The sequence below is a fragment of the Agromyces sp. NPDC127015 genome (genome assembly GCF_042725165.1).
Taxonomy (GTDB): Bacteria; Actinomycetota; Actinomycetes; order Actinomycetales; family Microbacteriaceae; genus Agromyces; species Agromyces chromiiresistens.
In genome coordinates, this window is sequence record NZ_JBHXDI010000001.1 from 1,029,090 (window position 1) to 1,043,853 (window position 14,764).

General features: G+C 70.4%; 14 protein-coding genes. 6 read left to right on the forward strand and 8 right to left on the reverse strand.

The window, feature by feature from the left end; all coding sequences use genetic code 11:
- The first annotated feature begins 63 nt into the window (after positions 1 to 63).
- The 6 genes from tkt to pgl are packed head-to-tail and all read left to right on the forward strand — an operon-like array spanning position 64 to position 8,178.
- Complete coding sequence (gene tkt / locus ACFWGP_RS04810; protein WP_275506938.1) at positions 64 to 2,157, forward strand: transketolase; 2,094 nt, start codon at positions 64 to 66, stop codon at positions 2,155 to 2,157.
- Positions 2,158 to 2,182: 25 nt separating this feature from the next.
- Positions 2,183 to 3,292 carry a transaldolase gene (gene tal / locus ACFWGP_RS04815; protein ID WP_376930232.1) on the forward strand — a complete coding sequence of 370 codons (1,110 nt, stop codon included), beginning with the start codon at positions 2,183 to 2,185 and terminating at the stop codon, positions 3,290 to 3,292.
- A complete protein-coding gene (locus ACFWGP_RS04820; RefSeq protein ID WP_275506936.1) occupies positions 3,289 to 4,893 on the forward strand; it encodes a glucose-6-phosphate isomerase in 1,605 nt (534 codons plus the stop codon). Before tal ends, ACFWGP_RS04820 begins: the two co-directional genes overlap by 4 nt.
- A 20-nt stretch (positions 4,894 to 4,913) precedes the next feature.
- A complete protein-coding gene (gene zwf, locus ACFWGP_RS04825; RefSeq protein WP_231430941.1) occupies positions 4,914 to 6,455 on the forward strand; it encodes a glucose-6-phosphate dehydrogenase in 1,542 nt (513 codons plus the stop codon).
- A complete protein-coding gene (locus ACFWGP_RS04830; protein WP_275506935.1) occupies positions 6,452 to 7,411 on the forward strand; it encodes a glucose-6-phosphate dehydrogenase assembly protein OpcA in 960 nt (319 codons plus the stop codon). Before zwf ends, ACFWGP_RS04830 begins: the two co-directional genes overlap by 4 nt.
- The gene (gene pgl / locus ACFWGP_RS04835) at positions 7,408 to 8,178 is read left to right on the forward strand and encodes a 6-phosphogluconolactonase (RefSeq protein WP_376930233.1); all 771 of its coding nucleotides are present in this window, start codon (positions 7,408 to 7,410) and stop codon (positions 8,176 to 8,178) included. The genes ACFWGP_RS04830 and pgl overlap by 4 nt, the downstream gene beginning before the upstream one ends.
- Positions 8,179 to 8,251: 73 nt before the next feature.
- Here pgl and ACFWGP_RS04840 read toward each other — a convergent pair whose 3' ends face one another.
- The 8 genes from ACFWGP_RS04840 to rapZ all read right to left on the reverse strand — a co-directional run bounded on the left by ACFWGP_RS04840 (position 8,252) and on the right by rapZ (position 14,744).
- On the reverse strand, positions 8,252 to 8,617 hold the full coding sequence (locus tag ACFWGP_RS04840; RefSeq protein WP_231430938.1) for an RNA polymerase-binding protein RbpA: 366 nt from the start codon (positions 8,615 to 8,617) through the stop codon (positions 8,252 to 8,254).
- A 12-nt stretch (positions 8,618 to 8,629) separates the two neighbouring features.
- Positions 8,630 to 8,881 carry a preprotein translocase subunit SecG gene (gene secG, locus ACFWGP_RS04845; protein ID WP_231430937.1) on the reverse strand — a complete coding sequence of 84 codons (252 nt, stop codon included), beginning with the start codon at positions 8,879 to 8,881 and terminating at the stop codon, positions 8,630 to 8,632.
- A 102-nt stretch (positions 8,882 to 8,983) separates the two neighbouring features.
- On the reverse strand, positions 8,984 to 9,772 hold the full coding sequence (gene tpiA / locus ACFWGP_RS04850; RefSeq protein WP_231430936.1) for a triose-phosphate isomerase: 789 nt from the start codon (positions 9,770 to 9,772) through the stop codon (positions 8,984 to 8,986).
- Positions 9,763 to 10,977: a phosphoglycerate kinase gene (locus ACFWGP_RS04855; RefSeq protein ID WP_231430935.1), complete on the reverse strand. Its 1,215-nt coding sequence runs from the start codon at positions 10,975 to 10,977 to the stop codon at positions 9,763 to 9,765. Before ACFWGP_RS04855 ends, tpiA begins: the two co-directional genes overlap by 10 nt.
- A gap of 11 nt (positions 10,978 to 10,988) precedes the next feature.
- A complete protein-coding gene (gene gap / locus ACFWGP_RS04860; protein WP_376930234.1) occupies positions 10,989 to 11,993 on the reverse strand; it encodes a type I glyceraldehyde-3-phosphate dehydrogenase in 1,005 nt (334 codons plus the stop codon).
- A gap of 93 nt (positions 11,994 to 12,086) precedes the next feature.
- On the reverse strand, positions 12,087 to 12,713 hold the full coding sequence (locus ACFWGP_RS04865) for a superoxide dismutase (RefSeq protein ID WP_275506932.1): 627 nt from the start codon (positions 12,711 to 12,713) through the stop codon (positions 12,087 to 12,089).
- 140 nt (positions 12,714 to 12,853) lie between these two features.
- A complete protein-coding gene (gene whiA / locus ACFWGP_RS04870; protein ID WP_231430932.1) occupies positions 12,854 to 13,834 on the reverse strand; it encodes a DNA-binding protein WhiA in 981 nt (326 codons plus the stop codon).
- A 31-nt stretch (positions 13,835 to 13,865) separates the two neighbouring features.
- The gene (gene rapZ / locus ACFWGP_RS04875) at positions 13,866 to 14,744 is read right to left on the reverse strand and encodes an RNase adapter RapZ (protein ID WP_231430931.1); all 879 of its coding nucleotides are present in this window, start codon (positions 14,742 to 14,744) and stop codon (positions 13,866 to 13,868) included.
- Between the last annotated feature and the right edge of the window lie 20 nt (positions 14,745 to 14,764).

Genomic DNA, 14,764 nt, shown 5'->3' on the forward strand with positions numbered 1-14,764 from the left:
ACGTCCTCGGCGGGTCGGGGACGAGTTCCCCGTCGCCGTCACGAACGGAAGGAACTGCACCTCGTGGCAACTCTGCACTGGGAATCCATCGACGATCGCGCGGTGGACACCGCCCGGGTGCTCGCGGCTGACGCCGTCGAGAAGGTCGGCAACGGCCACCCCGGCACCGCGATGAGCCTGGCCCCCGCCGCCTACCTCCTCTTCCAGAAGGTCATGCGCCGCGACCCGGCCGACCACGCCTGGCTGGGCCGCGACCGGTTCATCCTCTCGGCGGGGCATTCGTCGCTCACCCAGTACGTGCAGCTCTACTTCGCCGGCGACGGCCTCGAGCTCGACGACCTGAAGGCGCTCCGCACCTGGGGCTCGAAGACCCCCGGCCACCCCGAGTACGGCCACACCGCCGGCGTCGAGATCACGACCGGCCCGCTCGGCCAGGGCCTCGCCTCCGCCGTCGGCTTCGCGTACGCCGCCCGCTACGAGCGCGGCCTCTTCGACCCCGACGCCCCGGCCGGCGAGAGCCCCTTCGACCACTTCGTCTACGTGATCGCAGGCGACGGCGACCTGCAGGAGGGCGTCACCTCGGAGGCGTCGAGCCTCGCCGGCCACCAGCAGCTCGGCAACCTCGTCGTCATCTACGACTCGAACCAGATCTCCATCGAGGACGACACCAACATCGCCTTCACCGAGGACGTCGCGAAGCGCTACGAGTCGTACGGCTGGCACGTGCAGACGGTCGACTGGAAGAAGACCGGCGAGTACGTCGAAGACGTCCACGAGCTCCACCGCGCGATCGATGCCGCGAAGGCCGAGCAGGCGAAGCCCTCGATCATCATCCTGAAGACGATCATCGGCTGGCCCTCGCCCGGCAAGCAGAACTCCGGCAAGATCCACGGTTCCGCCCTCGGCGGCGCCGAGCTCGCGGCGACGAAGGAGGTGCTCGGCTTCGACCCCGAGGAGAGCTTCGTCGTCGCCGAGGATGTGATCGCACACACCCGCGCCGCGCGCGAGCGCGGTGCTGCCGCGCACGCCGAGTGGCAGCAGACGTTCGACGCCTGGGCCGCGGCGAATCCCGAGCGCAAGGCGCTGCTCGATCGCCTCGAGGCGGGCGAGCTTCCCGAGGGCATCGCCGACGCGCTGCCCGTCTTCGAAGGCGGCACCGAGGTGTCGACGCGTGCCGCTTCCGGCAAGGTCATCAACGCCCTCGCCGCGGAGCTGCCCGAGCTCTGGGGCGGTTCGGCCGACCTCGCCGAGTCGAACCTCACGACCATCAACGGCGGCGGCTCGTTCGTGCCGACCGAGCACTCGACGCACGAGTGGGCGGGCAACCCCTACGGCCGCGTGCTGCACTTCGGAATCCGCGAGCACGCGATGGCCGCGATCGTGAACGGCATCGTGCTGCACGGCCCGACCCGTGCGTTCGGCGGCACGTTCCTCATCTTCAGCGACTACATGCGGCCGTCGGTCCGGCTCGCCGCGCTCATGCAGGTCCCCTCGATCTTCGTCTGGACCCACGACTCGGTCGCCCTCGGCGAGGACGGACCGACCCATCAGCCGATCGAGCAGCTCGCGACGCTCCGCGCGATCCCGGGCCTCGACGTCGTGCGTCCCGCCGACGCCAACGAGGTCGCCCACGCGTGGCTCGAGATCCTGAAGCGACGCGGCGGACCGGCCGGCATCGCCCTCACCCGCCAGAACATCCCGGTGTTCGAGCGGGGCGACGGCGAGGCATCCGGCGACGTGCTCGCGAGCGCCGCGAACACCGCGAAGGGCGCCTACGTGCTGGCCGACGCCGCGTCGGGCGAACCCGACGTGATCATCATCGCGACGGGCTCCGAGGTGCAGCTCGCACTCGCCGCCCGCGAGACGCTGGCCGCTGAGGGCATCGGCGCCCGCGTCGTCTCCGCCCCCAGCCTCGAGTGGTTCGACGAGCAGGATGCCGCGTACCGCGAGTCGGTGCTTCCTGCGTCGGTGACGGCACGGGTGTCGGTCGAGGCCGGCATCGCGCTCACCTGGCACCGGTACGTCGGCGATCGCGGCCGGTCGGTGTCGATCGAGCACTTCGGCGCGTCCGCCGACTACAAGACCCTGTTCCGCGAGTTCGGCATCACGGCCGAGGCCGTCGTCGCCGCCGCGAAGGAATCGCTCGCGTCGGCCTGACGCGAGCCAGAAGAGGAGACACCCCATGACCAGCTCCCCCACCGCCGCCCTCTCGGAGGCCGGCGTCAGCATCTGGCTCGACGACCTCTCGCGCGAGCGCCTCGTGACGGGCGACCTCGCCCGCCTCATCGCCGAGCGCAACGTCGTCGGCGTCACCACGAACCCCACGATCTTCGCGAACGCGCTCACCGCGGGCAACGGCTACACCGAGCACCTGCACGAGCTCGCCGTCGCGGGCGCCGACGTCAACACCGCGGTGTTCGACATCACGACCGACGACGTGCGCGCGGCCGCCGACGTGCTGCGGCCCGTCTACGACCGCACCGGCGGCGTCGACGGCCGCGTCTCGATCGAGGTCGAGCCCGGTCTCGCCCACGATACCGAGGGCACCGTCGCCCAGGCGAAGGCCCTGTGGGCGAAGGTCGACCGACCGAACGCGATGATCAAGATCCCCGCGACCGTCGAGGGCCTCGACGCGATCCGCGAGACGATCGGCGCCGGCATCAGCGTCAACGTCACGCTCATCTTCAGCCTCGACCGCCACCGCGAGGTCATCGAGGCCTACCTCTCCGGCCTCGAGCAGGCGAAGGCGGCGGGTCACGACCTGTCGCAGATCCACTCGGTCGCCTCGTTCTTCGTCTCCCGCGTCGACACCGAGATCGACAAGCGGCTCGTCGCCATCGGCACGCCCGAGGCGCTGGCCCTCAAGAGCAAGGCGGGCGTCGCGAACGCCCGGCTCGCGTACGAGCTGTTCGAGGAGCAGTTCGCGACCGAGCGCGCCCAGGCGCTGATCGCCGCCGGCGCGAACCTCCAGCGCCCGCTCTGGGCCTCGACCGGTGTCAAGGACCCGACGCTGCCCGACACGCTCTACGTGACCGAGCTCGTCGCCCGAGGCGTCGTCAACACGATGCCCGAGAAGACGCTCGAGGCGACGTTCGACCACGGCGTCGTCGAGGGCGACACCGTCACCGGCAACTACGCCGGCGCCGGCGAGGTGCTCGACGCGCTCGCGACCGTGGGCGTCGACTACGACGACGTCACCGCACTCCTCGAGCGCGAGGGCGTCGAGAAGTTCAACATCTCCTGGGGCGAGCTGCTCGACTCCGTGCGCACCGCGCTGGAGGCCGCCCGATGAGCTTCCGCATCTCCGTCTCGGGCGCGGCCGCCGATGCGGTGCGCCGCACGGTCCCGGCACTCGTCGCCGACCTCGTGGCGAGCGGCATCACCGCGCAGGACCCCGCGCTCTGGGGCCCCGCGGCCGAAGACGAGGCCGGCAAGCGCCTCGGCTGGACGGAGGCCGTCGCGGTCTCGCGCCCGCTCGTTGCCGAGATCGAAGCCCTGCGCGACGAACTCGAGGCCGCCGGCGTGCGCCACATCGTGCTCGCCGGCATGGGCGGCTCATCGCTCGCACCCGAGGTGATCACGCGCACCGCACGCGTCGATCTCACGGTCCTCGACTCCACCGAGCCGGGGCAGGTCCGCGCCGCGCTCGGCGACCGGCTCGAGGCATCCGCCCTCGTCGTCTCGTCGAAGTCGGGCTCGACCGTCGAGACCGACAGCCAACGCCGGGCCTACGAGCAGGCGTTCCGCGACGCCGGCATCGATCCGACCGACCGCATCATCGTCGTGACCGACCCGGGTTCACCGCTCGACGAGTCGGCCCGCGCGGCCGGATACCGCGTTTTCAACGCCGACCCGAACGTCGGCGGCCGCTACTCGGCGCTCACGGCCTTCGGCCTCGTGCCCTCGGGCCTCGCGGGCGTCGACATCGCGGAGATCCTCGACGAGGCCGAGACCATCGAGCTCTCGCTCGCGATCGATACGCCCGACAACCCCGGACTCGTGCTCGGCGCCGCGATCGCCGCGACCGCGCCGCTGCGCGACAAGCTCGCGATCGTCGCCGACGGCACCCACATCGTCGGGTTCGCCGACTGGGCCGAGCAGCTGATCGCCGAGTCCACGGGCAAGGAGGGCACCGGCATCCTGCCCGTGGTGCTCGACGCCGATGCCCCCGAGCTCGGCGAGTCGCTCCCCGACCTGCAGGTCGTGCGCCTCGTCGACGACGCAGGAGACTCGATCTTCACCCACGACCGGTCGGGCGACATCCGCGTGTCGGGCACGCTCGGCGCCCAGTTGCTCGTGTGGGAGTACGCGACCGCCGTGGCGGGGCGTCTCCTCGGCATCAACCCGTTCGACCAGCCCGACGTCGAATCGGCGAAGGTCGCCGCGCGCGGCCTCCTCGACGCGCGTCCGGCACCCGAGCCCGCCGCGTTCGTCGCCGACGGCATCGAGGTGCGCGGCACCCCTGAGGTGATCGGCGCCGCGAGCGACCTCGTCTCGGCCGTCGACGTCCTGCTGGAGGAGCTGCCGGCGAACGGCTACGTGTCGATCCAGGCCTACGTCGACCGGGTCGCCCACCCCGAGGTCGCGAAGCTGCGCGACCTCATCGCGGCGCGAGCCGGTCGCCCCGTCACCTTCGGATGGGGCCCGCGGTTCCTCCACTCGACGGGCCAGTTCCACAAGGGCGGCCCCGCGGTCGGCGTGTTCCTGCAGATCACGCAGACGCCGGTCGACGACCTCGCCATCCCCGAGCGCCCGTTCACCTTCGGGCAGCTCATCGCAGCCCAGGCCTCCGGCGACGCGAGCGTGCTCGCCGAGCACGGGCGCCCGGTGCTCACACTGACGCTCACCGACCCGGCCGCGAACCTCGGCCCGCTCATCGACGCCATCGGGTGACCGAACGAAAGGACCGGCACGTGGTTTCGGCAGAGATCTCGGCGCACCACAACCCCCTCCGATCTCCCAAGGACTACCGGCTCAACCGCATCGCGGGGCCGTCGAGCCTCATCATCTTCGGCGTGACGGGCGACCTCTCGCGCAAGAAGCTGATGCCGGCGGTCTACGACCTCGCGAACCGCGGGCTCCTGCCCCCGGGCTTCGCGCTCGTCGGGTTCGCCCGCCGCGACTGGGAGGACGAGGACTTCGCACAGATCGTGCACGACTCCGTGAAGGAGTACGCCCGCACCGAGTTCCGCGAGGACGTCTGGCAGCAGCTCGCGCGAGGCATCCGGTTCGTCACCGGGACGTTCGACGACGACGCGGCGTTCGACCGCCTGCGTGACGTCGTCGCGACGCTCGACCGCGAACGCGGCACGATGGGCAACCACGCGTTCTACCTGTCCATCCCGCCGAAGTCGTTCCCGCTCGTCACCGAGCAGCTCAAGCGCTCGGGCCTCACCGAGCAGCGCGACGGCCAGTGGCGGCGGGTCGTGATCGAGAAGCCGTTCGGCAGCGACCTGGCGTCGGCGCGCGAGCTCAACGACGTCGTGGCGAGCGTGTTCCCGCCCGACTCGGTCTTCCGCATCGACCACTACCTCGGCAAGGAGACGGTCCAGAACATCCTCGCCCTGCGCTTCGCCAACCAGCTGTACGAGCCGATCTGGAACACCAACTACGTCGACCACGTGCAGATCACGATGGCCGAGGACATCGGGGTCGGCGGTCGTGCCGGCTACTACGACGGCATCGGCGCGGCCCGCGACGTCATCCAGAACCACCTGCTGCAGCTGCTCGCGCTCACCGCGATGGAGGAGCCGATCTCGTTCGACGCCGCCGACCTGCGCGCTGAGAAGGAGAAGATCCTTGCCGCCGTGCGCATCCCCGAGGACCTCGCGACGGGCACCGCGCGCGGTCAGTACTCGGGCGGCTGGCAGGGTGGCGAGCACGTCGTCGGCTTCCTCGAGGAGGACGGCATGAACCCCGCCTCGACGACCGAGACCTACGCGGCGATGAAGCTCACGATCGGAACCCGGCGCTGGGCCGGCGTACCGTTCTACCTGCGTGCCGGCAAGCGCCTCGGGCGTCGCGTCACGGAGATCGCCGTCGTGTTCAAGCGGGCGCCGCAGCAGCTCTTCGCCGACAGCCAGACCTCCGAGCTGGGCCAGAACGCGCTCGTCATCCGCGTGCAGCCCGACGAGGGCGTCACCATCCGGTTCGGCTCGAAGGTTCCGGGCGCCGGCATGCAGGTGCGCGACGTCACGATGGACTTCGGATACGGCCACGCGTTCACCGAGGCGAGCCCCGAGGCGTACGAGCGGCTCATCCTCGACGTGCTGCTCGGCGACCCGCCGCTCTTCCCCCGCCAGGAGGAGGTCGAGCTCAGCTGGAAGATCCTCGACCCGATCGAGGAGTTCTGGGCGACCCAGGGTCAGCCCGAACAGTACCGGCCCGGCACCTGGGGGCCGAGCTCGGCCGACGAGCTGCTCGCCCGCGACGGACGCACTTGGAGACGCCCATGATCGTCGAACTGCCCGACACGACCACGAGCCAGGTCTCGAAGACGCTCGTGAAGATCCGGGAGGACGGCGGCGTCGTCGCCCTCGGCCGGGTGCTCACGCTCGTCATCGCCACCACGCCCGACGCCGAGGAGGAGGCCATCGAGGCGGCCAACGACGCCTCGCGCGAGCATCCGATGCGCGTCATCGTGGTCTCGATCGAGCCCGGTACCGAATCCGACGCGATCGAAGCCCGACTCGACGCCGAGATCCGGGTGGGCGGCGACGCGGGTGCGAGCGAGGTCATCATCCTCCGCGCGCACGGCGACGCCGCGCGCTACGAGGAGAGCCTCGTGATGGCCCTGCTGCTGCCCGACGCCCCGGTGGTCACGTGGTGGCCCGGCGCCGCGCCCGCGGTGCCCGGGCGCTCACCGCTCGGGCGCATCGCGCAGCGACGCATCACGGATGCCTCGACCCAGCCCGATCCGCAGGCGGCCCTGCATGCGCTCGCGGCGAGCTACACCCCCGGTGACGCCGACTTCTCGTGGACGAGGCTCACGCTCTGGCGGGCCCAGCTCGCCGCCGTGCTCGACCAGCCGCCCTACGAGCCGATCACCGCGGTGCACGTGTCGGGCGCGATCGACTCGCCGTCGACGACCCTGCTCGGCGCCTGGCTGCGGCTGCAGCTCGGCTGCTCGACCGAGGTCGAGCTCACCGGCGTCGACGAGGGGTCGCACGGCATCCACGGTGTGCGGCTCGATCGCCCGAGCGGCCCCATCGAGCTCGTGCGCGACGTGCCGGGAGTTGCGACGCTGCGTCAGCCCGACCAGCCGCTGCACGACGTCGCGCTCCCCCGACGCAGCCTTCGCGACTGCCTCGCCGATGAGCTGCGCCGACTCGACCCCGACGAGCTGTACGGTGAAGTCATCGCGAAGGGGCTCCGGCTCCTCGCCGACGACGGTGCGGAGGAGATCGAGTGACGAACGAACGCCGGGTGCTCGTGCACCCCGACAAGGCGACGCTCGCCGGCGCGGTGGCCGCGCGATTCATCACGAAGACGCTCGACCTGCTCGACGCGCAGCCCGTCGTGCACGTCGTGCTCACGGGCGGGTCGATGGGCTCGGCCGTGCTCGAGGCCGTGGCCGCCTCCCCCGCTCGCATGTCGATCGACTGGTCGCGCGTGCACTTCTGGTGGGGCGACGAACGGTGGGTTCCGCACGGCGATGCCGATCGCAACGATCGCCAGTCGCGCGACGCCCTCCTCGACGATCTCGACCTCCCCGACGAGAACGTGCATCCGTTCCCGGCTTCCGACTCCGGGCTGACGCTCGACGAGGCCGCCGTCGAGTACGCGGCCGAGCTGGCCGACCATGCCGCCGAGGGCGTCGAGCACCCGATCTTCGACATCACGTTCCTGGGCGTCGGACCCGATGGACACATCGCCTCGCTCTTCCCGCACCGGTCGGGCATCGAGGTCGCCGACCAGACGGTCATCCCCGTGCGCGATTCGCCGAAGCCTCCGCCGGAGCGCCTCAGCCTCACCCGCCCGGTGCTCAACGCGTCTCAGCGCGTATGGATGGTGCTCGCGGGTGCCGACAAGGCCTCCGCCCTCGGGCTCGCACTCGCCGGCGCGAGCCGCGACGAGGTGCCGGTCGCCGGCATCAAGGGACGCCGGCGCACCGTGTTCTTCGTCGACCGCGACGCCGCGGCCGAGGTGCCCGAGGCGCTCATCGCCCGGGAGTACTGACGCGGATCACCCCACGCACGACGAACGGGGCGGGCCGATGGCCCGCCCCGTTCTCGTCGCCCAGGGAGCGAATTCAGTCTTTGGGAAGCTGCCCGCGCCGGGTACGGAGCTGGGTGAGCGCCTCGTCGAGCAGCGCGGCCGCCTCGTCTTCGGTACGACGCTCCTTCACGTACGCGAGGTGGGTCTTGTACGGTTCGAGCTTGGTCACCGCGGGAGGATTCTCACGGTCACGACCAGCCGGCAGCCCCGTGGACGGGCTGTCGATGACGTCGGGGATCTCCTCTTCGGGCAGGTTCGCCGCGAAGTACCGGACGGTCTCGTTGCCCTGGGCGTCCCAGTAGCTGATCGCGACGCGATCGGCGTGGAAGCCGCGGTCCTGCTCGCCCATCGGTCCGGCTCCCACGCGGGATCCGCGGATGGCGCTGTTGCCTGATGCCATGTCTCCTCCTCGTCAGGCGCCGGTCTGGAACTTCGTGATGAGCCCGAGGATCACGATGCACGTGATCCAGACGAGGCCCAGCACCACCGTGATGCGGTTCAGGTTGCGCTCGGCGACGCCCGACGCACCCAGGCTCGAGGTGACGCCACCGCCGAACATGTCGGACAGACCGCCGCCGCGACCCTTGTGCAGCAGGATGAGCAGCGTCAGCAGCAGGCTCGTGAGGCCGAGCAGCACCTCGAGCACGACTTGGAGAATCTCCACGGTGAACCTTTCCGGGCACGACGCAGGGGGTCGATGCCGACAATCGAGTATAGCCGGGCGCGGCGTCGGAGGTCGGAGACTCGCGCCGACCCCCGACGCGGGTCAGGCGCCGACGTGCTTCTTGAAGCGGACGATGCTCGAGAACTCGTCGATGTCGAGGCTCGCACCGCCCACGAGCGCACCGTCGACGTTCGGCTCGCGCAGGAACGCGGCGATGTTGGCCGCCTTGACCGATCCGCCGTAGAGGATGCGGGTCGACGCGGCGATCTCGTCGCCGGCGATCTCGGCGAGCACCGCGCGCAGGGCGGCGGCGACCTGTTCGGCCTGGGCGGGCGTCGCCGCCTGACCCGATCCGATCGCCCAGACCGGCTCGTAGGCGATGACGAGGCCCTTGGCCGCATCGACGCCCTCGAGCGCCGCGCGCAGCTGTGCGACCGGCACCGCGCTGGCACCGTGCGCCTCGAGGTCGTCCGCGGTCTCACCGACGCAGAGCACTGGCACGAGGCCGTGGCGGTGGGCGGCGATGACCTTCGCGTTCACGTCGTCGTCGGTCTCGCCGTGCAGCGTGCGCCGCTCGGAGTGGCCGATGATGACGTACCCGCAGTCGAGCTGCTTCAGGAACGCGCCCGAGATCTCACCCGTGTAGGCGCCGGAGTCGTGCTTCGACAGGTCCTGCGCGCCATAGCCGATCGACAGCGAGTCGGCTGCGACGAGCGTCTGCACGCTGCGCAGGTCGGTGAACGGCGGGAAGACCGCGACCTCCGCGTCGGCGAAGTCGTGCTTCGCGTCGCCGAGCGCCCACGCGAGCTTCTGCACGAACGCGATCGACTGCAGGTGGTCGAGGTTCATCTTCCAGTTGCCTGCGATGAACGGGGTGCGCTTCACTGCCATCCGAGGACCTCCAGTCCGGGGAGCTTCTTACCCTCGAGGAATTCGAGGCTCGCGCCCCCGCCCGTCGAGATGTGTCCGAATCGTTCGTCGTCGAAGCCGAGCACGCGCACGGCAGCGGCCGAGTCGCCTCCGCCGACGACGCTGAGGCCGTCGACCTCGGTGAGCGCCTCGGCCACCGCACGGGTGCCGGCGGCGAACGGGGCGAGTTCGAAGACGCCCATCGGGCCGTTCCAGAACACCGTCTTCGAGTCGCGCACGAGCTCGGCGAACCGCGCCGCCGTCTCGGGACCGATGTCGAGGCCGAGCCCGGAGGCACCGAACGGCGTCTCCTCGATCGCGTCGGCCGGGGTGACGACGTGCTCCGCATCGGCCGAGAACGATGCCGCGACCACGACGTCGGTCGGCAGCACGAGTTCGACCCCGCGCTCGGCGGCCTCGGCGAGGTAGCCGTTGACGGTGTCGATCTGGTCGGCCTCGAGCAGGCTCGACGCGACCTTGTGCCCCTGGGCGGCGAGGAACGTGAACAGCATGCCGCCACCGATGAGGAGGCGATCGACACGGGGCAGCAGGTGGGCGATGACCCCGAGCTTGTCGGAGACCTTCGAACCGCCGAGCACGACCGTGTACGGGCGCTCGGGGTTCTCGGTGAGCCGGTCGAGCACGTCGAGCTCGGCGGCGATCAGCAGTCCCGCGGCGCTCGGGCGCAGCTCGGCGAGCTCGTACACGCTCGCCTGCTTGCGATGCACGACGCCGAAGCCGTCGGAGACGACCGCGTCGGCGAAGGCCGCGAGCTCACCGGCGAACGCGGTGCGCTCGGCCTCGTTCTTCGAGGTCTCCCCCGGGTTGAAGCGCAGGTTCTCGAGCACGAGCACGTCGCCGTCGCCGAGCGCCGCCGCCTTCGCCGAAGCATCCTCGCCGACCGTGTCGGTCGCGAACGCCACGGGGGCGCCGAGCAGTTCGCCGAGCCGCGAGGCGACGGGCGCCAGGCTGTACTTGGGGTCGGGCGCGCCGTCGGGGCGACCGAGGTGGGAGATGACGATCACGCGGGCGCCCTGCGAGCGCAGGGCGTCGATCGTCGGGACGGACGCGCGCACGCGGCCGTCGTCCGTGATGACCCCGTCGTTCAACGGAACGTTGAGGTCGCAGCGGACGACGACGCGCTTGCCCGCGAGGTCGCCGAGTGAGGAGATGGTTCGCAGGGTCACGTTTCTCGCTTTCAGAGCCGGTCGGCCACGTACTCGGTCAGGTCGACGAGGCGGTTGGAGTAGCCCCACTCGTTGTCGTACCAGGCGGACAGTTTCACCTGGTCGCCGATCACGCGCACGAGTCCGGCGTCGAAGATCGACGAGTGCGGGTCGGAGACGATGTCGGAGGAGACGAGCTCGTCCTCCGAGTACTTGAGGATGCCCTTCAGCGGCCCCTCGGCGGCGGCCCTGTAGGCGGCCTTGATCTCGTCGACCGTCACGGTGCGCGAGGCCGTCACGGTGAGGTCGGTGATCGAGCCGGTCGGCACGGGCACGCGGAGGGCGAAGCCATCGAGCTTGCCGACGAGCTCGGGCAGCACGAGCCCGATCGCCTTGGCGGCGCCGGTCGAGGTCGGCACGATGTTGATCGCCGCGGCGCGTGCGCGACGCAGGTCCTTGTGCGGGCCGTCCTGCAGGTTCTGGTCGGCGGTGTAGGCGTGCACCGTGGTCATGAGACCGCGCTCGATGCCGAACGCGTCGTTGAACACCTTGGCGAGCGGCGCAAGGCAGTTCGTGGTGCAGGAGGCGTTCGAGATGATGTGGTGGCGCTCTGGCACGTACGTGTCTTCGTTCACGCCCATGACGAACGTCGCGTCCTCGTCGGTCGCGGGTGCGGAGATCAGCACCTTCTTCGCCCCGGCCTCGAGGTGCTTGCGCGCGTCGGCGGCCTTCGTGAAGAAGCCCGTCGACTCGATGACGATGTCGACGCCGAGGTCGCCCCACGGGAGGTTCGCGGGGTCGCGCTCCGCGAAGGCGCGGATCGGCGTGCCGTCGACGATGATGTGCTCGTCGTCGTACTCGACGGTGGCGTCGAGCTGGCCCGTGACCGAGTCGAACTTCAGGAGGTGGGCGAGCGTCTTGTTGTCGGTGAGGTCGTTCACCGCGACGATCTCGAGGTCGGCGCCCTGGGCGAGTGCCGCGCGGAAGTAGTTGCGGCCGATACGGCCGAAGCCGTTGATGCCGATCTTTACAGACACGGATGTCTCCTGACGTGGCGCGGATCGCGCCGTTTCACGGATGGACGGATCGGACGACGGCGTCCCCGGACGATGCCGGGGACACCATCCGATTTACGACAGTAGCAGCAGCCCTGAGGTCTTCTCACCAGCTGCGGTGAAGCGCTGCTGGACGTTCTCCCAGTCGACGATCGTCCAGAACGCCTTGACGTAGTCGGCGCGCACGTTCTTGTAGTCGAGGTAGTACGCGTGCTCCCAGACGTCGAGCATGAGGAGCGGAACGATCCCGGCCGGCAGGTTGCCCTGCTGGTCGAAGAACTGCACGATGATCAGGCGCTGACCGAGCGAGTCCCACGCCAACACGGCCCAGCCCGAGCCCTGCACGCCGAGCGCCGTCGCGGTGAAGTGGGCCTGGAACTTGTCGAACGAGCCGAACTGGTCGTCGATCGCGGCGGCGAGCTCTCCGGTCGGCTTGTCGCCGCCGTTCGGCGACAGGTTCGTCCAGAAGATCGAGTGGTTGACGTGGCCGCCGAGGTTGAACGCGAGGTCCTTCTCGAGCTTGTTGACGTTCGCGAGGTTGCCCGAGTCGCGCGCCTCGGCGAGCTGGGCGAGCGCGGTGTTCGCGCCGGTCACGTACGCCTGGTGGTGCTTCGAGTGGTGCAGCTCCATGATCGTGCCGCTGATCGCCGGCTCGAGCGCCGAATAGTCGTAGGCGAGATCGGGGAGGGTGTAGTCAGCCATTGCTTCTCCTTGTCAGACGCGCCGGGGCACCCGGGCGTCTCACCCGGGTCTCCACGGCCGCTCTCCCGAGTCTATGCCCGACCCCGACGCCGCCATCGGGGCTCGTCACGCGGGGCAACGGCGGGAAGGACGACTGGGGCTCAGACCTCGTCGAGATCAGCAGGCAGGCTCGCCTCGGTGCCCGGGACGCCGAGGTCGGCGGCACGCTTGTCGGCCATCGCGAGCAGTCGCCGGATCCGTCCGGCGACGGCGTCCTTCGTCATCGGCGGGTCGGCGTGGTGGCCGAGCTCGTCGAGGCTCGCATCGCGGTGCGCGAGCCGGAGCTCGCCGGCGTAGCGCAGGTGGTCGGGGATGTCGTCGCCGAGCAGTTCCATCGCCCGCTCGACCCGCGCGCACGCGGCGACTGCGGCTTGGGCCGACCGGCGCAGGTTCGCGTCGTCGAAGTTGACCAGCCGGTTGGCCGTCGCCCGCACCTCGCGGCGCTGGCGGAGCTCCTCCCAGTTGCGGACGGTGCCGGTCGCCCCCATGGCCGAGAGCATCGCGCTGATCGCCTCTCCGTCGCGGATGACGACGCGGTGCACGCCCCGCACCTCGCGCGCCTTGGCGGAGATGCCGAGTCTCCCGGCCGCCCCGACGAGCGCCATCGCCGTCTCGTTGCCGGGGCAGGTGATCTCGAGCGCGGCCGAGCGGCCGGGATCGGTGAGGCTCCCCTGCGCGAGGAAGGCGCCGCGCCAGACCGCGGCGATCTCGTCGCGCGAGCCCGTCGTCAGCTTGTTCGGGAGGCCGCGCACCTGCCGGCGACGCGCATCGAGCAGCCCCGTCTGACGGGCGAGGGTCTCGCCGCCGTCGAGCACGCGGATGAGGTACTGGTTGGTGCGGCGGACACCGGACGGCGAGATCACCGAGACGTCGGGACGAACACCGTAGATCTCGCCGAGATCGCGGGTGACGCGCTTGGCGACCGTCTTCGAGTCGAGCTCCGCTTCGATCGCGATGCGGTTCTGGATGATGTGGAGTCCGCCGGCGAAGCGCAGCACGGACGCGAGTTCCGCGACTCGTACGCTCGTCTTGGAGACCTCGACGCGGGCGAGCTCCTCTTTCACATCAGCGGTCAATGGCACCTGTGTTCCAATCTGTGTTGCGGGCCCGGCGTCATTCGCGACCGAGGTCGCGATGCTTCACGCTCACGACGACGCCGGGCATGTTCGCGACGCGCTCGCTCAGCTCTCGGACCATCGCCACCGAGCGGTGCTTGCCGCCCGTGCAGCCGATCGCGATCGTCGCGTGCCGCTTGTTCTCTCGCTGGTAGCCGGCGAGGACGGGTTCGAGCGCCTTGGCGTAGGCGTCGATGAACTCCATGGCGCCCGGCTGGCCGAGCACGAAGTCGCGCACCGGGGCGTCTTCGCCCGTGAGGTGTCGCAGTTCGGGATTCCAGAACGGATTGGGCAGGAACCTGGCGTCGGCGATGAGGTCGGCGTCGGTCGGAGCACCGTACTTGAAGCCGAAGCTCTGCATCGTCACCCGGAGGCCCGCATGGTCGGCGTCGGCGAACGTCTCGGTGATGAGGTTGGCGAGTTGGTGGATGTTGAGGTCGGAGGTGTCGACGACGAAGTCGCTCGCCTCGCGAAGGGTCGCGAGGCGAGCACGTTCGGCGCCGATCCCGTCGAGGAGGGTGCCGTTGCCCTGCAGCGGGTGCGGCCTGCGGACCGCCTCGAAACGCCGCACGAGCACCGCGTCGTTCGCGTCGAGGAAGACGACGCGGACGTTCACGCCGGTGCGCAGCGCCTGGATGATGTCCTGGAGCTCGGCGAAGAAGTCACGGCCGCGGATGTCGACGACCGCCGCAATGCGCGGCAGCGACGTGCCGGCTCGTTCGACGAGCTCGACGAGCGGGCGCAGCATCTGCGGCGGCAGGTTGTCGACGACGTACCAGCCGAGGTCCTCGAGCGCATTGCCCACGGTCGATCGTCCGGCACCGGACATCCCCGTGACGATGAGCATCTCCTGCCGCTCGGGCTCCCCCGCCGCCATGCCAGCCCCCTTCTCGTACC